Source organism: Curtobacterium sp. MCLR17_054, from assembly GCF_003234335.2.
Lineage (GTDB): Bacteria > Actinomycetota > Actinomycetes > Actinomycetales > Microbacteriaceae > Curtobacterium > Curtobacterium flaccumfaciens.
The window spans coordinates 1,962,394-1,985,925 of record NZ_CP126263.1; the positions used below are offsets into that span (position 1 = coordinate 1,962,394).

A 23,532-nucleotide genomic window follows, 5' to 3' on the forward strand; every position below is an offset into this window, starting at 1 on the left:
TCGGCACCCGGGAATGACCTGGGCCCTCCTGCGTTGCATTGAGTCGAAGGCACTCAAGTTCCCCAGGAGGTCCCTTTGCCAGAGACGTTCGGCCCGACCGGTAGCAACGACTCGTTCGACGAGTTCCTCGCCCGCCTGCTCGCGGCACAGCGCACCGGTGACCAGCAGCGCGTCCGCGCGTTCGGTCGACCGGTCGACATCACCCGGCTGCTCAGCCGCCGGACCCACGAGCTGCTCCAGCACACCGCCGAGTACGCGGTCGCGCAGGGGCAGCGCGAGATCGACGCACTGCACATCCTGCACGTGCTCGTCCGCACCGAACCGTTCGACGCCGTCGTGCGTTCCGCCGGGGTCGATCCCCAGCGACTCGCCGAGGAGATCGAGCAGCGCCTGCCGATGGCGCACGAGCCGCTCACCGAGCAGACCGGCCGCCCGGCGCTGACCGGCACCGCCCAGCGCATCCTCGTCGAGGCGACGCAGGCCGCGCGGGGCTTCGGCAGCACCTACACCGACCCCGAGCACGTCTTCTTCGCGCTCGTGATGGACCAGGAGACCGTGACCGGCCAGCTGCTCGCCAGCGCCGGGATCACCCCGCAGGTCATGCAGGACTACGCCCAGCAGGCCGCGGCAGCAGCACGAGAGGGGCGCCCCATGCCAGGAACGAACGACGCCGTCGGCACCGACCAGGCCACCGACAGCGACACCCCGACGCTCGACCAGTTCGGCACCGACCTGACCGAGCGCGCCCGTGACGGGCACGTCGACCCGGTGATCGGCCGCGCCGACGAGATCGAGCAGACCGTCGAGATCCTGCTCCGTCGCACCAAGAACAACCCGGTGCTGATCGGTGAGCCCGGCGTCGGCAAGACCGCGATCGTCGAGGGCCTCGCCCAGCGCATCGTCGACGGTGACGTCCCCGCCCTGCTGCAGGGCAAGCGGCTCGTCGCGCTCGACCTGCCCGGCATGCTCTCCGGCACCCGCTACCGCGGCGACTTCGAGGAGCGCCTCACCACGGCGATGGACGAGATCGCGGCGCACGCCGACGAGCTCATCGTCTTCGTCGACGAGCTCCACACCGTCGTCGGCGCCGGTGGCGGCGGCGAGGGCGGCTCGATGGACGCCGGCAACATCCTCAAGCCCCGGCTCGCCCGCGGCGACCTGCACCTGGTCGGCGCGACGACACTCAACGAGTACCGCCGGATCGAGAAGGACGCCGCGCTCGAGCGCCGGTTCCAGCCCGTCACGGTGGGGGAGCCGAACGTCGAGGACGCCGTCGCGATCCTGACCGGCCTCGCCCCGCGCTACGAGGAGCACCACGGCGTCGGCTACACGCCCGAGGCGCTCCGCGCCGCCGTCGAGCTCTCGCACCGCTACGTGACCGACCGGCACCTGCCGGACAAGGCCATCGACCTCATCGACCAGGCCGGTGCACGCCGTCGCCTCGCCCTGTCGGGCGACGTCGACGTCGAGGCACTGCGTGCCCAGGTCGCCGACCTGACGGCCCGCAAGGACCGCGCGGTCGCCGAGGAGCACTACGAAGAAGCGTCCGACCTGCGTGACGAGATCGTCGGACTGGAGGCCCGGATCACCGCCGCCTCGTCGGCGGACGCGACCCGCGCCTCCCGTCCGGAATCCGCGGACACGTCGATCACGGAGGCCGACATCGCCGCCGTGGTGTCCCGCGCCACCGGGATCCCGGTGACCCGCCTCGGCTCGGCCGACAAGACGCGGCTCGCCGCGCTCGAGTCCGAGCTGCACGACCGAGTCGTCGGCCAGGACGACGCCGTGCGGGCGATCGCCAAGGCGGTGCGGCGCAGCCGGACCGGCATGGGCGACCCGCGTCGTCCGGTGGGCAGTTTCCTGTTCCTCGGCCCGACGGGGGTCGGCAAGACCGAACTCGCGAAGGCCCTGGCGTCGTCGCTGTTCGGTGACGAGTCCGCCATGCTCCGCTTCGACATGAGCGAGTTCGGCGAACGCCACACCGTGTCCCGCCTGGTCGGTGCCCCTCCCGGGTACGTCGGCTACGACGAGGCCGGCCAGCTCACCGAGCGCGTCCGCCGCAACCCGTACTCGGTGATCCTGCTCGACGAGGTCGAGAAGGCCCACCCGGACGTCTTCAACCTGCTGCTGCAGGTCCTCGACGACGGCCGGCTCACCGACGGGCAGGGGCGGACGGTCGACTTCCGGAACACGGTCGTCATCATGACGTCGAACATCGGCTCGGAGTTCCTGGCCTCCCGCTCGGGAGCGCTCGGGTTCTCCCCGGTCGGCGCGACGGACGGCTACGCCGAAGACGACCTGCGGGCCCGCGTCATGGGCAAGCTGCGCGAGGCGATGCGGCCCGAGTTCATCAACCGCATCGACGAGATCGTGCTGTTCCGCAAGCTCGACCGGTCCCAGATCGCGTCGATCGTGTCGCTGCTGCTGCAGGACACTGCGCTCCGGCTGGTCGCACAGGACATGCTCCTGTCGGTGTCCGACGCGGCGGTCGACTGGCTCGCCGAGCACGGGTACGAGCCGGAGTACGGCGCCCGCCCGCTCCGTCGGCTCATCCAGCGGGAGGTCGACGACCGCATCGCGACCCTGGTGGTCGAGGGTGGGGTCACCGCGGGTGACACCGTGCGGCTCGACGTCGAGGGCGATGCCCTGACGGCGAGCGTCGCGGAGCACGCGGCGGTCTAGTCCGGTCGCACGCACAACGAGGGCCCGGTACCGATTCGGTACCGGGCCTTCGGCGTGCGCGGACCGCCGCGGTGTTGCGCTGCGCGCCGCCGCCGCGCGCCGTGCGTGTTCCGTCACACGGTGCGAGGTTGCCCGCACGGTGCACGGCTGCGATCCCGCACCGAGCGCGCAGGCTGCCACCGATCCGCCGACGGCGCACGGTGCAGCCGGGAGGCCCGGCTCCAGTGCACGACGGGAACTCGGCACGCAGCCGGCAAGTTGACGCGAGACCACGAACGTCGCACCGTGATCAGCCTGTTCGGGAATGCAATTCCGGATCTTTTCCGGAAAAGGGGTTGCGCTCCGAATTGCGGTGCCGATAGTGTTCACTCGTCGCGAACGGTCGAACATTCGACCCGGACGACTCCGCCAGCTCGAGACCGAAAGGGGGCCGACCATGATGATCTCCGCAACCACTCCGTTCCGTGGAATCCGTGGACGCGTCGGTACCCCGTTCCGCGTCCGCTGACCCGGAGCGTCCCACTCTCCTGACACCTGTGCCTCCGGGCACCGTGCGCTGAGCCGATCAGGCTCGCCGTAGCACCGGTTCGTTCGCCTGCTGAACGGCTCGTCGACTCGTCGATGCGTGCCGTCCGATCTGCGCGGACGACGCCGGAAGAATGTCGGTGGACAGTGCGACGCTCTCGGTGTCGACGAGCATTCCGCGATCGTTGTCCGAACATTTCCGGACCATCCCGGAGTGCATTCTCACGCATTCATTTCCTGCTGCCCGCAACCCGGGCGGATTCGTCCTGCCCGACACCCGGGCAGCTCTGCCGTGCCCTGAAGGGGAACACCGTGTCCACGAAGACCACCACCCGTCCACCCGATACCCGCGCGGTGCGCCGCCGGGTCTCACTCGCCGACCGCATCGCACTCCGGGTCGGGATGTCGCTCATCATCTGGAGCCGACGCACCCGCAAGGAGCGGCCCGAGGTCGACCTCGCCACGTTGGCCCGCATGGAGCGCGAACGCCAGCAGCGCGAGGCCGACTGGATCACCCAGGGCGCCGCCATGCGGATGTGGCGCTGACCCGCGGCGCTGGGGTGCCGGCGCTGTCGTCGGCGTCACGCACGCACGGTGCGTCGTTCCGAAGCCCGTGCGGACTGAACGGCTCGGTGCGAGGAAACAGCCTCGCACCGAGCCACCTTCGGCGAACCGTCCGACGGAACCCGCACCGTGCCGCGAACGGTTGGCCCCGCACGAGGCGACCACCCTCGCACCGTGCGCCGACGTGTCGGACGCACCCCGGGCCTCCCGTACCGTTGGCGGGTGACCGAAACCGCAGCTGCACTCGTCGAACGCCTCACCGCCCTCGTGCCGGACTTCCCGAAGCCGGGGGTGCTCTTCCGTGACGTGACGCCGGTGTTCTCGGACGCCGTCGCGTTCGGCCGCGTGTGCGAAGCACTCGCGGCACCGTTCGCGGTCGGAGCCGGGTTCGACGCCGTCGCTGGCATCGAGGCCCGCGGCTTCGCACTGGCCGGGGGCATCGCCGCCCAGCACCAGGTCGGCGTGCTCACCGTGCGCAAGGCGGGGAAGCTCCCCGGCGAGGTCCTCAGCGAGCAGTACGCGCTGGAGTACGGCGAGGCCGAACTCGAACTGCGCCCCGGCCAGTTGCCGGCCGGCACCCGGGTGCTCGTCGTCGACGACGTCCTGGCCACCGGCGGGACCGGTGCAGCGACCATCACGCTGCTCGAACGCGCCGGCTACCAGGCCATCGGGTTCGCCGCCCTGCTCGAGCTCGACGGCCTGAACGGGCGCGAGCGTCTCGAGCCGCGGCTGCCCGTCGCGACGCTCGGCGCCGTCCCGGCCTGAGCGCGGGCAACCGCGCGGTCGGGGCGGCATCCGTTCTCTCCACAGGCGCGTCCCCGGCGTCCGCACGCGAGCACGTCTCGCACTAGTCTTGACGCACCATTTCGATCGAGGAGTCCCATCATCGTGACCGAGTCAGTCGCACCCGCGCCCGCCGAGCTTCCCCAGGCACCCGAGCCCCGGACCGCGACGACGACCACGACCGGCACCGAGCTCTTCGACGGTGAGCGCGGCGTCGTCGCGATCCGCGTCGACGGTGTCCTGAAGGACCTCGCGGCGGACGTGCAGGCCGGCGAGACCGCCGAGGCCGTCACCCTGCAGGAGCAGGACGGGCTCGACATACTCCGCCACTCGGCCGCCCACGTGCTGGCGCAGGCCGTGCAGCAGATCAACCCGGAAGCCAAGCTCGGGATCGGGCCGCCCGTCACCGACGGCTTCTACTACGACTTCGACGTCGCCGAGCCCTTCACCCCCGAAGACCTCAAGGCGATCGAGAAGGGCATGGACCGCATCGTCAAGCAGGCCCAGCGCTTCCGTCGCGTGGTCGTCACCGACGAGCAGGCACGCGAGCTGATGGCGGGGGAGCCCTACAAGCAGGAGCTCATCGGCCTCAAGGGTGCGGCGTCCGACGGTGACTCCGGCGAGAGCGTCGAGGTCGGTGCCGGCGAGCTCACCGTGTACGAGAACGTCGACCCGAAGTCGGGCGAGGTGCTCTGGCAGGACCTCTGCCGCGGCCCGCACGTCCCGCACACCCGCTGGATCGGCAACGCCGCCAAGCTCATGCGCGTCGCCGCCGCGTACTGGCGCGGCTCGGAGAAGAACCCGCAGCTGCAGCGCATCTACGGCACCGCCTGGCCCGACAAGGACCAGCTCAAGGCGTACCTGGTGCGCCTCGAGGAAGCCGCCAAGCGCGACCACCGCAAGCTCGGCGCCGAACTCGACCTGTTCTCGTTCCCCGACGAGATCGGTTCCGGCCTGGCGATCTTCCACCCGAAGGGCGGCATCATCCGCCGCGAGATGGAGGACTACTCGCGCCGTCGGCACGAGGAGAACGGCTACTCGTTCGTCTACACGCCCCACATCACCAAGGGCGACCTGTTCGAGACCTCTGGGCACCTCGGCTGGTACAAGGACGGCATGTTCCCGGCCATGCACATGGACGAGGCCAAGGACGAGGACGGCAACGTCACCCGGCAGGGCGCCGACTACTACCTCAAGCCGATGAACTGCCCGATGCACATCCTGGCGTACCGGTCGCAGCCCCGCTCCTACCGCGACCTGCCACTCCGGATGTTCGAGTTCGGCACGGTGTACCGCAACGAGAAGTCCGGCGTCATCCACGGCCTCACCCGCGTGCGCGGCCTGACCCAGGACGACGCGCACATCTTCACCACGCAGGAGAAGATGAAGGAGGAGCTGACCACGACCCTCGCGTTCGTGCTCTCGCTCCTGCGCGACTACGGCCTCGACGACTTCTACCTCGAGCTGTCGACGAAGGACCCGGAGAAGTACGTCGGTGACGACGAGGTCTGGGACGTCGCGACGGAGACCCTGCGCCAGGTCGCCGAGGAGTCCGGCCTCGAGCTGGTGCCGGACCCCGCCGGCGCCGCGTTCTACGGCCCGAAGATCTCCGTGCAGGCCCGCGACGCCATCGGCCGCACCTGGCAGATGTCGACCGTGCAGCTCGACTTCAACCTGCCCGAGCGCTTCGGCATCGACTACACCGCGGCCGACGGCTCGCGCCAGCGTCCGGTGATGATCCACCGCGCGCTGTTCGGCTCGATCGAGCGCTTCTTCGGGGTCCTCACCGAGCACTACGCGGGCGCGTTCCCGGCGTGGCTGTCGCCCGTCCAGGTCGTCGGCATCCCGGTCGCGGCCGAGTACGGCGACTACCTCGACGAGGTCATCGCGAAGCTCCGTGCCCACGGCGTCCGCGCCGAGGTCGACCACTCGGACGACCGCATGCAGAAGAAGATCCGCACGCACACCAAGGCGAAGGTGCCGTTCCAGCTCATCGCGGGTGGCGACGACCGCGATGCCGGCGCCGTCAGCTTCCGCTTCCGCGACGGCCGCCAGGACAACGCGGTGCCCGTCGACGAGGCCGTGGACCGCATCCTCACCGCGATCCGCGAGCGCACGCAGGTCTGATGGCCCTCCCAGGAGGCCCGGAGCAGGCCGCGGGGACCGGTCACGTCGACGACGTGGTCGGCCCCACCGCCGCCGCGCCCTCCGAAGGCGCGGACACCGATCCGCTGGTGATCCGCGACGCGGCCACCGGCGCAGCCGTCCCGGACGCGTTCCAGCGGCTCTGGAACCCGCACCGGATGGCCTACATCGACGCCGGCCGCGAAGGCCGGGGACGCGGGCACGACGACGACTGCCCGTTCTGCGAAGCCCCGCGGAAGTCCGACGAGGACGCCCTGATCGTGGCCCGGGGTGAGCACGCCTACGTGCTGCTCAACTTGTTCCCGTACAACAACGGGCACCTGCTGGTCTGCCCGTACCGCCACGTCCCGCTCTACGACGAGGCCACGCCGGACGAACTGCGCGAGATCGGCGAGCTGACCCAGACCGCGATGCGGGTGCTGCGCGAGGTCTCGCACTGCGACGGCTTCAACATCGGCATGAACCAGGGCGAGGTCGCCGGTGCCGGCGTGGCCGCACACCTGCACCAGCACATCGTCCCGCGGTGGCAGTCGGACGCGAACTTCTTCCCGATCATCGCCCGGACCAAGTCCATGTCGCAGTTGCTCGGCGAGACCCGTCGACTCGTCGCCGACGGGTGGCCCCGGGCGCACTAGACTGGTCGGCATCATGAGCGACAGCACCAGCACCTCCGGCACCCCTGGCACCTCGATCACCGGCTCCGACCGCGTCAAGCGCGGACTCGCCGAGATGCTCAAGGGCGGCGTGATCATGGACGTCGTCGACGCCGAGCAGGCCCGCATCGCGGAAGAAGCCGGTGCGACCGCCGTCATGGCCCTCGAGCGCGTTCCCGCTGACATCCGTGCGCAGGGCGGCGTCGCCCGCATGTCCGACCCCTCGATGATCGAGGAGATCATCGCCGCGGTGTCGATCCCCGTCATGGCGAAGGCCCGCATCGGCCACTTCGTCGAGGCGCAGGTGCTGCAGGAGCTCGGTGTCGACTACATCGACGAGTCCGAGGTGCTGTCGCCGGCCGACTACCTCAACCACATCGACAAGTGGAAGTTCACCACCCCCTTCGTCTGCGGTGCCACCAACCTGGGCGAGGCGCTCCGTCGCATCACCGAGGGCGCGGCCATGATCCGTTCCAAGGGCGAGGCCGGCACGGGCGACGTGTCCGAGGCCACCAAGCACATCCGCACCATCACCAAGGAGATCGCGGCGCTCCGCAACCTGCGTGACGACGAGCTCTACGTCGCCGCCAAGGAGCTCCAGGCCCCGATCGACGTCGTGCAGGAAGTCGCCCGCACCGGCAAGCTCCCCGTCGTCCTCTTCACCGCCGGTGGTGTCGCCACCCCGGCCGACGCCGCGATGATGATGCAGCTCGGCGCCGACGGTGTCTTCGTCGGTTCCGGCATCTTCAAGTCCGGCGACCCGGCAGCGCGTGCCGCCGCGATCGTCAAGGCGACGACCTTCCACGACGACCCCAAGGTCATCGCCGAGGTCTCCCGTGGTCTGGGCGAGGCGATGGTCGGCATCAACGTCGCCGACGTCCCCGCACCGCACCGCCTCGCCGAGCGTGGCTGGTAGTCCGACGAGCAGCGCTCGGCCCCGCATCGGGGTCCTGGCGCTGCAGGGTGACTTCCGCGAGCACATCGCCTCGCTGACCGAGCTCGGCGCCGACGTGGTGCCGCTCCGTCGCCCCGAGGAGATCGAGACCCTCGACGGCGTCGTGATCCCCGGGGGCGAGTCGAGCGTGATGGACAAGCTGTCCCGCGCGTTCGGCGTCGCCGAGCCCCTCGCCGACGCGATCCGCGGTGGCCTGCCCACCTACGGCACCTGCGCCGGCATGATCATGCTGTCGTCGCGGATCACCGACGGCATCAGCGGCCAGCAGACCCTCGACGTGCTCGACACCACCGTGCGCCGCAACGCGTTCGGTGCGCAGAACGACTCGTTCGAGATCGACATCCCGATGCCCGACCTCGGCGAGGCCCCGGTGCACGCCGTGTTCATCCGGGCCCCCGTCGTGGAGCAGCGCGGCGACGACGTCCACGTCCTCGGCGCACTGCCCGACGGCCAGGTCGTCGCCGTGCAGCAGGGCAACGTCATCGCGAGTGCGTTCCACCCCGAGGTCGCCGGCGAGGACCGCTTCCACCGCCGGTTCCTCGACCTGGTGCGCAGCGCCTGAGGCGTGACCGTCCACCCGCCGCACCGACGGGACGGAAGCCGCGCCGCGCCTCCAGGCCGGTGTTCGGCCCACAGGGCCGCTAAACTGAGCGGGACTTTCCGCAAGACGCAAGGAGAACCGTGTCCGGGCATTCCAAGTGGGCAACGACCAAGCACAAGAAGGCGGTCATCGACCAGCGCCGTGCCAAGTCGTTCGCCAAGCTGATCAAGAACATCGAGGTCGCCGCGAAGATGGGCGGTGCCGACATGTCCGGCAACCCGACCCTGGTCGACGCCGTGCAGAAGGCGAAGAAGACCTCGGTCCCCAACGACAACATCGACCGCGCCGTCAAGCGCGGTGCGGGTCTCACGGGCGAGACCATCGAGTACACGACGATCATGTACGAGGGCTACGGCCCCAACGGCGTCGCGATGCTCATCGAGTGCCTCACGGACAACAAGAACCGTGCCGCGGCCGAGGTCCGGACCGCGATGTCGCGCAACGGCGGCACCATGGCCGACCCGGGCAGCGTCGCCTACAACTTCTCGCGCAAGGGCGTCATCTCGGTCACGAAGACCGACGGCCTCGACGAGGACACCGTGATGACCGCTGTGCTGGACGCCGGTGTCGAGGACGTCATCGACCAGGGTGGCGGCTTCGAGATCATCACCGAGGCGAGCGACCTGGTCGCCGCCCGCACCGCCCTCCAGGACGCCGGCATCGACTACGACTCCGCCGACGCCGAGTTCGTGCCCGGCCTCAAGGTCCCGGTCGACGCCGAGACCGCCCGCAAGGTGTTCCGCCTGATCGACGCGCTCGAGGACTCGGACGACGTGCAGAACGTCTACTCGAACTTCGACATCCCCGCGGACGTCCAGGCCGAGCTCGACGAGGACGAGGGCGAGTAACCGTGCTCCGTGTGCTCGGGGTGGACCCCGGGCTCACCCGGTGCGGCGTCGGCGTCGTCGAGGTCGCACCGAACCGGCGCGCTCGGCTCGTCCACGTGACGGTCGTGCGCACCCCGCCGGACATGCCGCTCGAACAGCGGCTGCTCCGCATCGCCGACGGCATCGCCGCCGAGATCGACGAGCACCACCCGGATGCGGTCGCCGTCGAGCGGGTGTTCGCGCAGGCGAACGTCCGCACCGTGATGGGCACCGCGCAAGCCGCTGGCCTGGCGCTGCACGCCGCGGCCGCCCGCGGCCTGCCCGTCGGGCTGCACACCCCGTCCGAGGTCAAGGCCGCCGTCACCGGCTACGGCAACGCTGACAAGCGTCAGGTGCAGACCATGATCGCGCGCGTGCTCGGGCTCGACGAGGCCCCGAAGCCGGCCGACGCCGCCGACGCGCTCGCGTTGGCCGTGTGCCATGCCTGGAGGCTCGGATCACCTGACGCCGCCGGCTCGCGTGCCACGAACCTCACCCCGGCACAGCGTGCCTGGCGGGACGCCCAGGGCGGCACCGTCGACTCGCCGCTGGCCCGCGCGGCCGCCGCCGCGGCCCGCCCGCAGCGTGGCAGGTCGGCGTCGTCGGTGGGCGGCCCTAGGCTCGGAGCATGATCGCGAGTCTCCGGGGCACCTGCATCGACATCGCCGGTTCGGCCGTGGTGATCGAGGTCGGGGGAGTCGGATACGCCGTCACCGTGACCCCCGCGCACGCGCTGACGATGCGCCACGGGTCCGAGGTGTTCGTGCGGACCGCCATGATCGTGCGCGAGGACGAGCACCTGCTCTTCGGGTTCGAGTCGACCGACGCGCTGCAGGTGTTCGACCTGCTCCGCGGGGTCTCCGGCGTCGGCCCGAAGTCCGCGATGGGCGTCCTGGCCCACATGGACCCGGCGCAGATCGCGAACGCCGTCGCGAACGAGGACGACGGCGCGTTCCGCAAGGTCTCCGGCATCGGCCCGAAGACCGCAAAGCTCATCATCGTCGCGCTCTCCGGCAAGCTCGTGGCCTTCGAGCAGGCAGCCGTGGTCGCGGCCGCACGGGGGACCGCAGTGCACCCCGCCGCGGTCGACGTCGTCTCGGCGCTCATCGGCCTCGGCTGGCGCGAGGACGCGGCACAGTCCGCGGTCGACGACGCCGTCGCCAACGAGCCCGGTGCCGCCGCGATGGGCACCCAGGCCCTGCTCCGCGCCGCCCTCGGCGCCCTGCGACCCGCGGCAGCCGGCCGGTGAGCGGCATCACGTCCGCCGGCGCCGAGTCGCAAGAGGAACTCGCGTTCGAAGGCGCGCTCCGCCCCCGCTCGCTCGACGAGTTCGTCGGGCAGCGCAAGGTGCGCGGGCAGCTCGACCTGCTCCTCAAGGCCGCAGGCATGCAGGAGCGCACGCCCGACCACATCCTGATGGCGGGTCCTCCCGGCCTCGGCAAGACCACGCTCGCGATGATCGTCGCGCACGAGACCGGCCGGCCGCTGCGCATGTCGAGCGGGCCGGCGATCCAGCACGCCGGTGACCTCGCCGCCGTGCTGTCGTCCCTGGTCCCGGGCGAAGTGCTGTTCATCGACGAGATCCACCGCATGGCCCGCTCGGCAGAGGAGATGCTCTACCTGGCGATGGAGGACTTCCGCATCGACGTGATGGTGGGCAAGGGTGCGGGTGCCACGAGCATCCCGCTCGACCTCGCACCGTTCACGCTCGTCGGCGCCACCACCCGGGCCGGCCTGCTGCCGAACCCGCTGCGCGACCGCTTCGGCTTCACCGCCCACCTCGAGTTCTACGAGAAGGACGAGCTCGAACAGGTCCTGATCCGTGCGGCCCACCTGCTCGAACTCGACATCGACCGGACCGCCCTGCGCGAGATCGCCGGACGCTCCCGCGGCACCCCGCGCATCGCGAACCGCCTGCTCCGCCGGGTGCGCGACTACGCCCTCGTGCACCGCACCACCGACGGCATGGCCGCGGTCCAGGGTGCGCTCGACCTGTACGACGTCGACGAACTCGGGCTCGACCGGCTCGACCGGGCCGTGGTCGAGATCATGCTGACCCGGTTCGACGGGGGCCCGGTCGGTCTGAACACCCTCGCCGTCTCGGTCGGAGAGGAATCCGAGACGATCGAGTCGGTCGTCGAACCGTTCCTCGTCCGGGTCGGTCTCGTGACGCGCACGCCCCGTGGGCGCATCGCCACACCACGTGCCTGGCGGCACCTCGGACTCACCCCGGGACAGGCCGACGGCGGGCAGCCGGGGCTCTTCGACGACCAGGACACCGACGACTGAACGCCGATCAGTCGAGTGACATGCCACGGACACCGGCGTGCCCTAGACTGCTACGGCCCGAAACCGAGCAACCAGAGAAGGCAACGCATCATGGGTCAAGAAGTCATCCTCATCGTCATCGTCGTGGCGTTCGCGGCCTTCATGTTCTACAACAGCCGCAAGCGCAAGAAGCAGCAGGCCGAACTCGTGGACAAGATGGTCCCGGGCGCCAAGGTCATGCTGTCCTTCGGCCTCTACGGCACGCTCCTCTCCGTGAACGAGGAGAAGGTCACCGCTGACGTCGAGATCGCACCGGGGACCATCGTCACCGTGCACCGCCAGACCCTGTCGCGCGTCGTCGACGACAACGCGTCCGACGTCGAGACCACCACGACCACCGAGGACGAGCCGAAGCCCGTGGCCGAGCTCAACGGTGAGCCGGTCTACGGCGAGCGTGTCGACACCGACCGCGTCGACGAGACCGACGTCACGAAGCGCAAGTCCGACGACTGACGCCCTCGGCCGCCGGGTCGTCTGACCCGGCGGCTTCCCTCTGCCGTCGCACGGTGTGCCGACGGTCCTGAACAGAAAGACGAGACGACCGGTGGCACGATCGACACCCGTCAAGAAGGCGCTGCGCTCGCTCACCTGGTTGGTGATCCTGATGGCGATCCTCGCCGGCGTGAACACCGCCGCGTCGATCCTCGCCGGCTCTTCGAAGGACGACACCGACAAGTGGTACCAGGGCGCGAGCTGGGTGCCGGAGCTGGCTCTGGACCTGCAGGGCGGCACGCAGCTGACCCTCGCGGCGCAGAACACCGAGGGCGACTCCGTCACCTCGCAGCAGCTGCAGCAGGCGGTGAACATCATCCGCCAGCGCATCGACGCCACCGGTGTCTCCGAGTCCGAGATCAACACCCAGGGCGCGAACAACATCGTCGTCTCGATCCCGGGTCGTCCCGACAAGGCCACGATCGACCGCATCGAGGCAGCCGCCAAGCTGACCTTCCGCCCGGTGCTCTTCACCGAGGCCGCGACGAACTCCGCCGTCGGTGACGACGGCAAGGGCACCGCATCGGCCACGCCGTACTCGCCGCCGGCCTCGCTCGCCGCGACGCCGAGCGCGAAGCCGACGAACGCGAGCGACCTGAACTGGGTCACGCCGAAGTTGCAGGACCTGTACACCAACTACAACTGCGCGGCTCCGGACGACGTCACCACGGCGCCCGACGACGAGCCCCTGGTCACGTGTGACCAGGACGGCGCGGGGAAGTACATCCTCGGTCCGGTCGAGGTCTCCGGTGCCGACATCAGCAACGCCACCTCGGGTCTCGCCACCGACTCGCAGGGCACGTCGACGGGCCAGTGGGCCGTCAACCTGACGTTCAACGGCGAGGGCTCGAAGGACTTCCGCACCGTCACGAACCGTCTCGTCTCGCTCCAGCAGCCGCAGAACCAGTTCGCGATCGTGCTCGACGGTTCGGTCATCACCGCACCGACGACGAACTCCGCGATCACGAACGGCAAGGCGCAGATCACCGGGTCGTTCACGGCCGAGTCGTCGAAGACCCTGGCGGACCAGCTCAAGTACGGTGCGCTGCCGATCAACTTCCAGGTGCAGTCGAACGAGAACATCTCGGCGACGCTCGGCACCGCGCAGCTCATCGGTGGCCTCGTCGCCGGCCTGATCGGGCTGATCCTGGTGATCATCTACTCGGTCATCCAGTACCGGGCCCTGGCGTTCGTCACCGTGCTGTCGCTCGGGATCGCCGCCGTGCTCACCTACCTGGTGATCGCGATCATGTCGTGGCGCGTCGACTACCGCCTCTCGTTGGCGGGTGTGGCGGGTCTGATCGTCGCGATCGGCATCACGGCGGACTCGTTCATCGTCTACTTCGAGCGCATCCGTGACGAACTCCGTGACGGCCGTGCCCTCGAGAGCGCGGTCGAGTCCGGCTGGAAGCGTGCCCTGCGCACGATCCTGGCGTCCGACGCGGTGAACTTCCTCGCCGCCGTGACGCTCTACGTGCTCGCGGTCGCCGACGTGAAGGGATTCGCGTTCACGCTGCTCCTCACGACCCTCATCGACATCGTGGTGGTCGCGCTCTTCACCCACCCGATGATGCAGCTCATCGCCCGCAGCCGGTTCTTCGGCGAGGGGCACCGGTTCAGCGGTCTCGACCCGGCAGCACTCGGTGCCGTCTACCGGGGGCGCGCACAGTTCCGTGCACCCGTCGTGGACGGCAAGCGCCAGCGCAGTGCCGGTGAGGCACAGCGCCGACAGACGATCGCGGAGCGGAAGGCCCAGCAGGCCTCCGGCGACAACGGCTCGACGCCGGACGGGAAGGACGACTGATGGCCAGCTTCAGCCAGTTCGGCAGCGACCTCTACACGGGGAAGCGGTCGTACGACATCATCGGGCGCCGGAAGACCTGGTACCTCATCGCCCTCGCGATGATCCTGATCTCCCTGGTCACCCCGTGGCTCCGTGGCGGGTACCAGCTCGGCATCGAGTTCACCGGCGGCTCGGAGTTCACGATCTCCGACGTCAAGACGCTCGACCAGAACATCGCCACCGAGACCGTCGAGGACGTCGTCCCGGAGTCGATCCCGCGCGTCTCGCAGCTCGGCACGCACGGCATCCGGGTCCAGACCGGGCAGCTCACCGACCGGCAGACGACCGAGGTGCAGGACGCCCTGGCGAAGGCCTACGACGTCCCGGAGAGCCAGGTCGCCGCGACCTTCATCGGCGCGACGTGGGGTGCCGACGTGCTCGCGCAGGCCATCCGTGGTCTCGTGATCTTCCTCGCCCTCGCCGCGGTCTTCATGACGCTGTACTTCCGCACCTGGAAGATGTCGCTGTCCGCGATGGCGGCGCTGCTGCACGACCTGCTCATCACGGCCGGTGTGTACGGCATCGTCGGGCTCGAGGTCACGCCCGCGGCGGTCATCGGCTTCCTGACGATCCTCGGGTACTCGCTCTACGACACCGTGGTGGTCTTCGACAAGGTGCGTGAGAACACCGCGCAGGAGTCGATCCGGACGTTCAAGCAGTCGGTCAACCTCGCGGTGAACCAGACCCTCGTCCGATCGATCAACACCTCGGTCGTGGCACTGCTGCCGGTCGCGGCGATCCTCTTCATCGGGTCGTACGTGCTCGGCGCCGGTACGCTGCGCGACATCTCGCTCGCACTGTTCATCGGCATCATCGTCGGCACCTACTCGACGATCTTCATCGCGTCGCCGATGTACGCGCAGCTGCGCGAGAACGAGCCGAAGATCAAGGAGTCGGACGCCAAGAAGACCGCGGCGGCCGAGAAGCGCCGACGCGAGGTCGACGCAGCGGAGGCGAACGTCTGATGCCCATCGAGATCCAGGAGATCGACGTCGCCGAGGCCCAGCGCCGCATCGACGCCGGAGCCCGCCTGTTCGACGTCCGTGAGCAGGGGGAGTGGGACGAGGTCCACGCTCCCCAGGCCACGCTCGTGCCGATGTCGGAGTTCGTGGACCGCTGGCAGGAGATCGACGGCGGCGACCAGCCGGCCATCATCGTCTGCCACTCCGGCGGCCGTTCGTCGCGCATCGTCGCGGCGCTCGAGCAGTCGGGGGTCCCGGCCGTCAACCTCTCCGGCGGCATGCTCGCCTGGGAGCAGGCGGGGGCACCGGTGGAGCGCGACGCCCAGGGCGAACCGCGTCACGGGCACTGACCGGGGACGCGTAGTCTTGTCGGATCGAGCTCGGATCGAGCTCTCGGACCGAGTCCTGGGAGGCGCATCATGACGGACACCCGCGAAGAGCCGTCCGCGCCGAGCCGCCCGGGTTCCGCCCCGCGGCCCTCGAGCCCGATCGGTCCGAACACCACCGGCAACCTCGGTTCCCTCCGCTCGCTGCTGCCGCGCCTGTTCTCGCGCGCCCAGCCGGCCGGCGCCGTGGACACACTGATCCGCACGGTCCGCTCGCACCACCCCAAGGCCGACGTGACGCTCATCGAGCGGGCCTACTCGGTCGCCGAGCGCGCGCACGACGGGCAGAAGCGCAAGTCCGGTGAGCCGTACATCACGCACCCCGTCGCGGTCGCGCAGATCCTGGCCGACCTCGGCATCGGCACGATCACCATCGCGGCCGCCCTCCTGCACGACACGGTGGAGGACACCGACTACCAGCTCGATCAGCTGCGAGCCGACTTCGGCGACGAGATCGCGATGCTCGTCGACGGCGTCACGAAGCTCGACAAGGTCAAGTACGGCGACAGCGCGCAGGCCGAGACCGTCCGCAAGATGGTCATCGCCATGTCGAAGGACATCCGCGTCCTCGTCATCAAGCTCGCCGACCGCCTGCACAACGCCCGCACGTGGGGCTTCGTCGAGTCGACCTCCGCCACGCGCAAGGCGAAGGAGACGCTCGAGATCTACGCGCCGCTCGCGCACCGGCTCGGCATCCAGATGATCAAGCTCGAGCTCGAGGACCTGTCGTTCGCCGTCCTCCACCCGAAGCTCTACGTCGAGATCGACAGCCTGGTCAAGGAACGCCAGCCGAAGCGCGAGCAGTTCGTCCAGAACGTCATCGGGACCCTGAAGAAGGACCTGAAGGCCGCCAAGGTCCGCGGCGACGTCATGGGTCGGCCGAAGCAGTACTACTCGATCTACCAGAAGATGATCGTGCGGGGTCGCGAGTTCGACGAGATCTACGACCTCGTCGGCATCCGCGTGCTCGTGCCGACCGTGCGCGACTGCTACGCCATGCTCGGCTCGGTGCACGCCCGCTGGACCCCGCTGCCCGGTCGCTTCAAGGACTACATCGCGACCCCCAAGTTCAACCTGTACCAGTCGCTGCACACCACGGTGCTCGGACCGCAGGGTCGTGCGGTCGAGATCCAGATCCGCACGCACGAGATGCACCAGCGCGCCGAGTTCGGTGTCGCCGCCCACTGGAAGTACAAGCAGCGTGCTGCCGGCCGTGACGCCGGTACCTCGTCGACCACGGACGACCAGGACATGGCGTGGCTCGCCCACATCACCGACTGGCAGGCCGAGACCAGCGACCCGGGCGAGTTCCTCGACTCCCTGCGCTACGAGATCGGCGCGAAGGAAACCTACGTCTTCACGCCGCAGGGCAAGGTCATCGGGCTCCCCGCCGGAGCCACCCCGGTCGACTTCGCCTACGCCGTGCACACCGAGATCGGCCACCGCACGATGGGTGCGAAGGTCAACGGCCGCCTGGTCCCGCTCGAGAGCCAGCTGTCCAGTGGCGACGTCGTCGAGATCTTCACGTCGAAGAATCCCGATTCCGGCCCCTCGCAGGACTGGTTGCAGTTCGTCCGCAGCCCCCGCGCGCGCAACAAGATCAAGCAGTGGTTCACCAAGGAGCGCCGCGAAGAGGCGATCGAGCAGGGTCGCGACGCCATCGCCCGGGCGATGCGCAAGCAGAACCTGCCGCTCCAGCGCATCATGAGCCAGGACAGCATCGCCGAGGTCGCCTCGTCGATGCGGTACGAGGACGTCTCCGCCCTGTACGCCGCCATCGGCGAGGGCCACGTCTCGACGCAGTCGGTGATCGAGAAGGTCCTCGGCAACGTCCAGACCGAGACCGAGACGGATGAACCCGAACTCGCGTTCCCGCGCCAGGTCACCAGTCGGCAGCTGCGCACGAGCGACAGCGGCGTGCTGGTCCGCGGTGCGCCCGACATCCTCGTGAAGCTCGCGAAGTGCTGCACGCCGGTGCCGGGCGACCAGATCGTGGGCTTCATCACCCGCGGCCAGGGTGTCTCCGTGCACCAGTCGTCGTGCACCAACGTGAAGTCGCTCATGAACGAACCCGACCGGATGATCGAGGTCGAGTGGGCCCCGTCATCGAAGTCGGTGTTCCTCGTGCAGATCCAGATCGAGGCGCTCGATCGGTCGGGCCTGCTCAGCGACGTCACCCGGGTGCTGACCGACCACCACGTGAACATACTGTCCGCGACGGTTTCGACCTCGTCCGACCGTCTCGCGCTGAGCCGGTTCGTGTTCGAGATGGGCGACACCATCCACCTCGACCGCGTGCTCAACGCGGTGCGACGCATCGACGCCGTCTACGACGTCTACCGCGTCAGCGCCGGCTAGCGGCAGGGCCCCGCGCGGCCCCTCCGTCGACCGGTCACGAACCGTCGGCTGCGGCCCCGCCAACCGACGATTCGTGACCACTCGGCGGACGTGAACGGGGTGTTGTGACCACCCGCGCCCGCACCCAGCGCGCAACCCCTACCGCACAGCACCCCCAGCCGCGCCTTGCAGCCCCCGCAACCGCCGCTCGGCCTGCCGCACCATGGGGATCGTCCCGAGGGACCTCAGGCGCGCCTGCAGCTCGGCAGCCGTGACCACCCCGATCGCGAGCAGCCCGTGCACGGCCGTCGCCTCGGCCTCCCCGAACGCACCGGCCGTCGGCCCCGGCGTCCGGAGCAGGTCGACCGCGGTCCGCGCCGGCAGTGTGACCCGCAGCCGCGAGCGCTCGACGGTGTCGTCGACGTCGATCCTGACCTCTCGCAGGCGCACGTCCGGCCCGACGTGGACACGGACCTGGGGCGGGATGCAGGCCTCGAGCGGCGCCGGCGGCCGGGACACCGCACCCCAGATCCACGCGGCGGTCAGCGTGCAAGCGATCAGGCGCGCGTCCCGCAGGACCCATGCGGCAGCGGCGGCGCGCAACGACGGCGTCTGCGGCTCAGCGGGGGAGGCCCAGCAGGGACCGACGGCGACCAGCTCGCCGGCCAGGACCGCCGCACGCAGCTCGGGCTCCGGCCAGTCGTCACTGGTCAGCAGTCGCGGGTGGGGCACCCGCACATCCTGCCCGACCTGCGCACGCGACCGACAGGCTTGTGGACAAGCCACGCACCGACCGGGAGGACCGTGGCGGGCCGGCACCGCGCCTCCAGGCCGTCGCCGGTCACGTCCACGGCGTAGGCCGCGTCGACGACGCGACCAGCCGACGGCCGCGCGCCGGATCGGACGCGGCCGGGCGCGACGCGCGCGCTCAGCGCAGGACGTCGGCGCGGTGCACGAGCGCCGCGGCACCGATGAGCGGGCCGTCCTGGGACAACCCGGTCGGCACGATCTGCACCTTCGTGACGAACCCGAACTCGACACGCTCCGCCACGGCCTGCCGGGCGTACTCGAACAGGTCCGGCGTGACGTGCGAGAACCCGCCACCGATGGCGACGATCTCGAGGTCGACCAGGCTCGTGGCGGCGGCGATGGCCTGCCCGAGGGCACGGCCGCTCCGCTGGACCGCGGCGACGGCGATCTCGTCGCCCGTGGCGTAGGCGGCCGAGAGCTCCTCGCCGGTCGTGCCCGCGAAGCCCTGACGACGTGCCCAGGCGACGGTCTTCGGGCCGCTGGCGATGGCCTCGAGGCAACCGGTGCCGCCGCAGGCGCAGGGGTCGTCGTAGCCGCCGCACTCGACGTGGCCGATGTGGCCGGCGTTGCCCGTCGGTCCGCTGACGGTGCGACCGTGCAGGATGAGCCCGCCGCCGACGCCGGTGGAGACGATCATGCCCATGACGTGCTCGTAGCCCTGGGCCGCGCCGACCCAGTGCTCGGCGAGGGTGATCGCCAGGCCGTCCATGCGGAGCGTCACCGGGACGTCGTCCGGCACGAGCGCCGCGATCCGGTCGCGCAGCGGGTGGCCACGCCAGACCGGCATGTTGAGCGGGGAGACGAGGCCGTGCTCCTCGTCGACCGGGCCGGCGGAACCGACGCCGACGCCGACGAGCGTCGCGTCGGCGGGCAGCGCGCCGAGCGCGGCCGTGACGACCTCGTCGACGGCGGCCTGCAGCTCGTCCGAGGTGCGCTGCGGCCCGGTGGGGCTGCGGAACCGGGTCGCCGGCAGCACGACGCCCTGGTCGGTGACGAGCGCGGCCTCGACCTTCGTGCCGCCGAGGTCGACGGCCAGGGCGAGGGCGGGGGACTGGGGTGCGGTGCTGGACATGCGCGCTCCGATGCGGCGGTCTGGAGGCACGGTGCGGGTCGCCGACGCGTCGTCGCGTCCGGTGGGCACCGGCCTGGTCGTGGTGGGTCGTGCTGGGTGCGTGGGCTGGCTCAGCTGGGCTGGCTCAGCCGGGTGGGCTCAGCGCCGTGGGTCAGCCCCGTGGGTCAGTAGGACGTCGTGTCGTCGCCGAGCGCCGACGCGGCGCCCGTCTCGGCGCGGTGCGCGACCTCGTCGAGGATGCGGGCCGAGGCGCTCGTGCCGATGCGGTTCGCGCCCGCCTCGACCATCTCGAGCAGCGTGTCGAGGCCGCGGACGCCGCCGGAGGCCTTCACGCCGGTGTCGGCACCGACCGTGCGGCGCATGAGGGCGATGTGCTCGGCCGTCGCGCCACCGCCGGCGAACCCGGTCGAGGTCTTCACGAAGGCGGCGCCGGCGGTCTGTGCCGCACGCGAGGCCGCGACGATCTCGTCGTCGGTCAGGAACGCGGTCTCGAGGATCACCTTGACGACGGTGTCGCCGGCGGCGTCGACGACCGCGCGGACGTCCTGCTCGACGCGCTGCCAGTCGCCCGACTTCGCGGCGCCGATGTTCTGCACCATGTCGAGCTCGAACGCGCCGTCTGCCAGGGCCTGCAGCGACTCGGCGACCTTCGCCGCGGTGGACGTGGTGCCGTGCGGGAAGCCGATCACGGTGCCGACGCCGACGCCGGTGCCCGTGAGGCGCTCGACGGCGTGGGCGACGTCGCTCGGACGGACGCAGACGCTGAAGACGCGGTGGGCGGCGGCTTCGTCGAGCTGGGCGTCGACGTCCGCGCGGGTGAGTTCGGGCTTCAGGATCGCGTGGTCGATGAGGCCGCGGACGGCATCGACGGTGACGGGGAAGGCTGCGTTGTCCACCCGGCAAGCCTACCCGTCAGGCGTGCCGCGTAGCGTGCAGGGCATGCAGGTCCTCGTCACCGGCGCCACCGGGTACATCGGTGGTCGTCTCGTCCCTCGTCTCCTCGAAGCCGGCCACTCCGTCCGTGTGTTCGTGCGCAACCCCCGGAAGCTCCAGGACGTCCCGTGGAGCAGTGAGGTCGACGTCGCGGAGGGCGACCTCCAGGACGCTGAGGCGGTGCGCGCCGCCGTCGACGGGATCGAGGCGGTCTACTACCTCGCCCACGCGATGGGCGCCGACGGCGACTTCGAGTCGGCCGAGCGCGAAGCAGCGGAGACCATGGCGCGCGAGGCGAAGGCGGCCGGCGTCAGCCGGTTCGTCTACCTGGGCGGGCTGCACCCGGACGGCGAGCTGTCCAAGCACCTCCGCAGCCGCAAGGAGGTGGGGGAGATCCTCCTCGGCTCCGGCGTGCCGACGGTGGCGTACCAGGCCGGGGTCGTGATCGGCTCGGGCAGCACCTCGTTCGAGATGATCCGGCACCTGACCGACGTCCTGCCGTGGATGCCCGCGCCGCGCTGGGTCCGCAACCACATCCAGCCGATCGCGGTCCGCGACGTCCTGTACTACCTGGTGGCCGCGCTCGACGTCCCCGCCGACGTCAACCGCACCTTCGACATCGGCGGCCCCGACGTCCTGCGGTACGGCCAGATGCTGAACGGCTACGCGGTCGAGGCGAAGCTGCCCCAGCGCCCGATCACGGTCCTGCCGGTGCTCACCCCGCGCCTCGCCGCACACTGGTTCAACGCCGTCACCCCGATCCCGCGCAAGCTCGCGACGCCGATCATCGAGTCGCTGCAGTTCGAGTGCGTGCAGCGCGAGCACGACATCGACGACGTCGTGCCGCAGCCCGAGGGCGGGCTCACCTCGTACCGTCGGGCCGTCCGCCTCGCGCTCAACAAGATGCGCATCGGTCAGGTCCAGACGAGCTGGCGCAGCGCGACGCTCTCGAGCGCCTCGGCCGACCCGATGCCGAACGACCCCGACTGGGCCGGGCACACGGTCTACGTCGACGACCGGAAGCGGCACTCCAGTGCCTCCGCCGAGGACGTCTGGCGCGTCGTCGAGTCGATCGGCGGCGAAAACGGCTGGTACTCGTTCCCACTCGCCTGGGTCGCCCGCGGCTGGATGGACAAGATCGCCGGCGGTGTCGGCCTGAACCGCGGCCGGCGTGACCAGCAACGCCTGGAGCAGGGCGACGCGCTCGACTGGTGGCGCGTCGAACGACTCGAGCGCGGCCGGTACCTGCGACTCCGCGCCGAGTTCAAGTCGCCCGGTCGTGCGTGGCTCGAGATGACCGTCACACCGAACCCCGACGGCGGCAGCGACTACCACCAGCGGGCCATCTACTTCCCGCAGGGCCTGGCCGGGCGGCTGTACTGGTACGGCATCCTGCCGTTCCACGGCGTCATCTTCCCCGGTATGGTCGAGCGCATCACCGCCGCCGCCGAGCGGGAGTCCGACCACACCGAGTCCACGCAGCGCAACCGGACGCAGCAGACCGGGACCCCCGAGCCGGCGCACGAGGAGGCAGCATGACCGACGACCGCAGCCCCGTCCTCTTCCTGGGGGACAGCATCACCGAACAGGGCGACTGGGACACCTGGCTCCCCGACGAGCACACGCTGAACCAGGGCATCGGTGGCGACACGACCGACGGTGTACTGACGCGCCTCGACGCCGTCGTCGCCGAACAGCCCGAGGTGATCGTGCTGCTCATCGGCACGAACGACTTCGGCAACCACCGCGCGAGCGCCGAGCACGTGGTCCGCAACGTCGAGACCATCCTGGTCACGCTCCGCCGCGAGCTGCCGGGCGTGCGCCTGCTGCTCGTGTCGATCCTGCCCCGGCAGGCCGAGTACGCCACGAAGATCGAGCAGGCCAACCGGCACCTCCGTCAGTTCGTCGCCACGTGCCACGCGCAGTACCTCGACGCCTGGCCCGCCCTGGCCGACGGCGACCACCTGGACGCCCGCTTCACCGAGGACGGCCTGCACCTGACCGAGGACGGCTACCGCGCGATGGTCGGCGAGCTGGTGCCGGCGCTCGAGCGCGTCCGCGACCTGCCGCCGATGTCGCGGTCGATCCAGGCGATCGACCTCGACGGCTCCGCGGACTGATGGCCGCACGCAAGGGGCGGCCCCCGGTGGGGTCGTCCCAGCACGGCGTGCCCGCAGGGTCCCCTCGACCCGCAGCCGCCGCACCCGTCAACGGTGCCCGCACCACGCCGCCCTTCACCCGCCCCGCGCTGGCGCCGTCGATGATCGCGGCGATCGTGCTGCTGGCCTGCGTCGCCATCGTCGACTCGTCGGGCTTCGTCTTCGCCCGCTGGGGCGTCACGGTGCTCGCGTTGATCGTGCTGGTCTTCAGCGTGCGCGGCAAGGTCTGGTGGGCCGCCCTGCTCATGGCCGCAGTCGCCGTCTGCTGGAACCCGCTCGTCACGGTGCCGATCCCCGGACAGGTGTGGGCGGCACTGCAGCTGGTGGCCGCCGCGCTGTTCATCGTGGTGGGCATCGTGGTCAAGGTGCCCCGCGAGTCGGACGGACGGTAGGATCGGCAGGTCGGGTACAGGACCCGGCCGCACACCCGAAGGGC

General features: G+C 70.4%; 22 protein-coding genes. 19 read left to right on the plus strand and 3 right to left on the minus strand.

What is annotated here, in order from left to right; genetic code table 11:
* The first annotated feature begins 75 nt into the window (after positions 1–75).
* The 16 genes from DEJ08_RS09450 to DEJ08_RS09525 all read left to right on the plus strand — a co-directional run bounded on the left by DEJ08_RS09450 (position 76) and on the right by DEJ08_RS09525 (position 18,143).
* Entirely contained in the window at positions 76–2,682 is a 2,607-nt protein-coding gene (locus DEJ08_RS09450) for an ATP-dependent Clp protease ATP-binding subunit (protein WP_111054224.1), read from the plus strand.
* Positions 2,683–3,519: 837 nt separating this feature from the next.
* Positions 3,520–3,753: a hypothetical protein gene (locus DEJ08_RS09455; RefSeq protein ID WP_138803336.1), complete on the plus strand. Its 234-nt coding sequence runs from the start codon at positions 3,520–3,522 to the stop codon at positions 3,751–3,753.
* A 240-nt stretch (positions 3,754–3,993) separates the two neighbouring features.
* The gene (locus DEJ08_RS09460; RefSeq protein WP_017887364.1) at positions 3,994–4,536 is read left to right on the plus strand and encodes an adenine phosphoribosyltransferase; all 543 of its coding nucleotides are present in this window, start codon (positions 3,994–3,996) and stop codon (positions 4,534–4,536) included.
* Positions 4,537–4,659: 123 nt separating this feature from the next.
* Complete coding sequence (gene thrS / locus DEJ08_RS09465) at positions 4,660–6,681, plus strand: threonine--tRNA ligase (RefSeq protein WP_111054225.1); 2,022 nt, start codon at positions 4,660–4,662, stop codon at positions 6,679–6,681.
* A complete protein-coding gene (locus DEJ08_RS09470; RefSeq protein WP_258367021.1) occupies positions 6,681–7,334 on the plus strand; it encodes an HIT family protein in 654 nt (217 codons plus the stop codon). The genes thrS and DEJ08_RS09470 overlap by 1 nt, the downstream gene beginning before the upstream one ends.
* A 13-nt stretch (positions 7,335–7,347) precedes the next feature.
* Complete coding sequence (gene pdxS, locus DEJ08_RS09475; protein WP_071403847.1) at positions 7,348–8,268, plus strand: pyridoxal 5'-phosphate synthase lyase subunit PdxS; 921 nt, start codon at positions 7,348–7,350, stop codon at positions 8,266–8,268.
* A complete protein-coding gene (gene pdxT, locus DEJ08_RS09480; RefSeq protein ID WP_111054226.1) occupies positions 8,258–8,869 on the plus strand; it encodes a pyridoxal 5'-phosphate synthase glutaminase subunit PdxT in 612 nt (203 codons plus the stop codon). Before pdxS ends, pdxT begins: the two co-directional genes overlap by 11 nt.
* A 119-nt stretch (positions 8,870–8,988) precedes the next feature.
* Positions 8,989–9,756 carry a YebC/PmpR family DNA-binding transcriptional regulator gene (locus DEJ08_RS09485; RefSeq protein ID WP_017887357.1) on the plus strand — a complete coding sequence of 256 codons (768 nt, stop codon included), beginning with the start codon at positions 8,989–8,991 and terminating at the stop codon, positions 9,754–9,756.
* A 2-nt stretch (positions 9,757–9,758) separates the two neighbouring features.
* On the plus strand, positions 9,759–10,406 hold the full coding sequence (gene ruvC, locus DEJ08_RS09490) for a crossover junction endodeoxyribonuclease RuvC (protein WP_035808297.1): 648 nt from the start codon (positions 9,759–9,761) through the stop codon (positions 10,404–10,406).
* Positions 10,403–11,023: a Holliday junction branch migration protein RuvA gene (gene ruvA / locus DEJ08_RS09495; protein ID WP_071403844.1), complete on the plus strand. Its 621-nt coding sequence runs from the start codon at positions 10,403–10,405 to the stop codon at positions 11,021–11,023. The genes ruvC and ruvA overlap by 4 nt, the downstream gene beginning before the upstream one ends.
* Complete coding sequence (ruvB, locus tag DEJ08_RS09500) at positions 11,020–12,063, plus strand: Holliday junction branch migration DNA helicase RuvB (RefSeq protein WP_071403843.1); 1,044 nt, start codon at positions 11,020–11,022, stop codon at positions 12,061–12,063. Before ruvA ends, ruvB begins: the two co-directional genes overlap by 4 nt.
* 90 nt (positions 12,064–12,153) lie before the next feature.
* Positions 12,154–12,555, plus strand: coding sequence for a preprotein translocase subunit YajC (locus DEJ08_RS09505; RefSeq protein WP_111039336.1), 402 nt, complete (start codon positions 12,154–12,156; stop codon positions 12,553–12,555).
* 91 nt (positions 12,556–12,646) lie between these two features.
* Positions 12,647–14,398 (plus strand): protein translocase subunit SecD, encoded by a 1,752-nt coding sequence (gene secD / locus DEJ08_RS09510; protein ID WP_110860016.1) that lies wholly within the window; start codon positions 12,647–12,649, stop codon positions 14,396–14,398.
* The gene (secF, locus tag DEJ08_RS09515) at positions 14,398–15,402 is read left to right on the plus strand and encodes a protein translocase subunit SecF (RefSeq protein ID WP_071403841.1); all 1,005 of its coding nucleotides are present in this window, start codon (positions 14,398–14,400) and stop codon (positions 15,400–15,402) included. Before secD ends, secF begins: the two co-directional genes overlap by 1 nt.
* Complete coding sequence (locus tag DEJ08_RS09520) at positions 15,402–15,749, plus strand: rhodanese-like domain-containing protein (protein ID WP_071403840.1); 348 nt, start codon at positions 15,402–15,404, stop codon at positions 15,747–15,749. The genes secF and DEJ08_RS09520 overlap by 1 nt, the downstream gene beginning before the upstream one ends.
* 69 nt (positions 15,750–15,818) lie before the next feature.
* Positions 15,819–18,143, plus strand: coding sequence for a RelA/SpoT family protein (locus DEJ08_RS09525; RefSeq protein WP_228513657.1), 2,325 nt, complete (start codon positions 15,819–15,821; stop codon positions 18,141–18,143).
* Between the two features lie 138 nt (positions 18,144–18,281).
* On the opposite strand, the gene DEJ08_RS09530 is transcribed toward DEJ08_RS09525, so the two are convergent.
* The 3 genes from DEJ08_RS09530 to deoC all read right to left on the minus strand — a co-directional run bounded on the left by DEJ08_RS09530 (position 18,282) and on the right by deoC (position 20,900).
* The gene (locus DEJ08_RS09530; protein ID WP_181438952.1) at positions 18,282–18,854 is read right to left on the minus strand and encodes a type IV toxin-antitoxin system AbiEi family antitoxin; all 573 of its coding nucleotides are present in this window, start codon (positions 18,852–18,854) and stop codon (positions 18,282–18,284) included.
* A 196-nt stretch (positions 18,855–19,050) separates the two neighbouring features.
* The gene (locus DEJ08_RS09535) at positions 19,051–20,004 is read right to left on the minus strand and encodes an ROK family protein (RefSeq protein WP_111054252.1); all 954 of its coding nucleotides are present in this window, start codon (positions 20,002–20,004) and stop codon (positions 19,051–19,053) included.
* Between the two features lie 164 nt (positions 20,005–20,168).
* Positions 20,169–20,900 carry a deoxyribose-phosphate aldolase gene (gene deoC, locus DEJ08_RS09540; RefSeq protein ID WP_083404120.1) on the minus strand — a complete coding sequence of 244 codons (732 nt, stop codon included), beginning with the start codon at positions 20,898–20,900 and terminating at the stop codon, positions 20,169–20,171.
* A 43-nt stretch (positions 20,901–20,943) separates the two neighbouring features.
* On the opposite strand from deoC, the gene DEJ08_RS09545 reads away from it, so the two are divergent.
* Genes DEJ08_RS09545 through DEJ08_RS09555 form a run of 3 tightly spaced genes read left to right on the plus strand, consistent with a single transcriptional unit; the run spans position 20,944 to position 23,488 of the window.
* Positions 20,944–22,476, plus strand: coding sequence for an SDR family oxidoreductase (locus DEJ08_RS09545; protein ID WP_258367022.1), 1,533 nt, complete (start codon positions 20,944–20,946; stop codon positions 22,474–22,476).
* Positions 22,473–23,057, plus strand: a complete 585-nt coding sequence (locus tag DEJ08_RS09550) for a GDSL-type esterase/lipase family protein (RefSeq protein ID WP_111054229.1) — start codon at positions 22,473–22,475, stop codon at positions 23,055–23,057. Before DEJ08_RS09545 ends, DEJ08_RS09550 begins: the two co-directional genes overlap by 4 nt.
* A complete protein-coding gene (locus DEJ08_RS09555; RefSeq protein WP_111030098.1) occupies positions 23,057–23,488 on the plus strand; it encodes a DUF6804 family protein in 432 nt (143 codons plus the stop codon). The genes DEJ08_RS09550 and DEJ08_RS09555 overlap by 1 nt, the downstream gene beginning before the upstream one ends.
* Positions 23,489–23,532 lie beyond the last annotated feature (44 nt).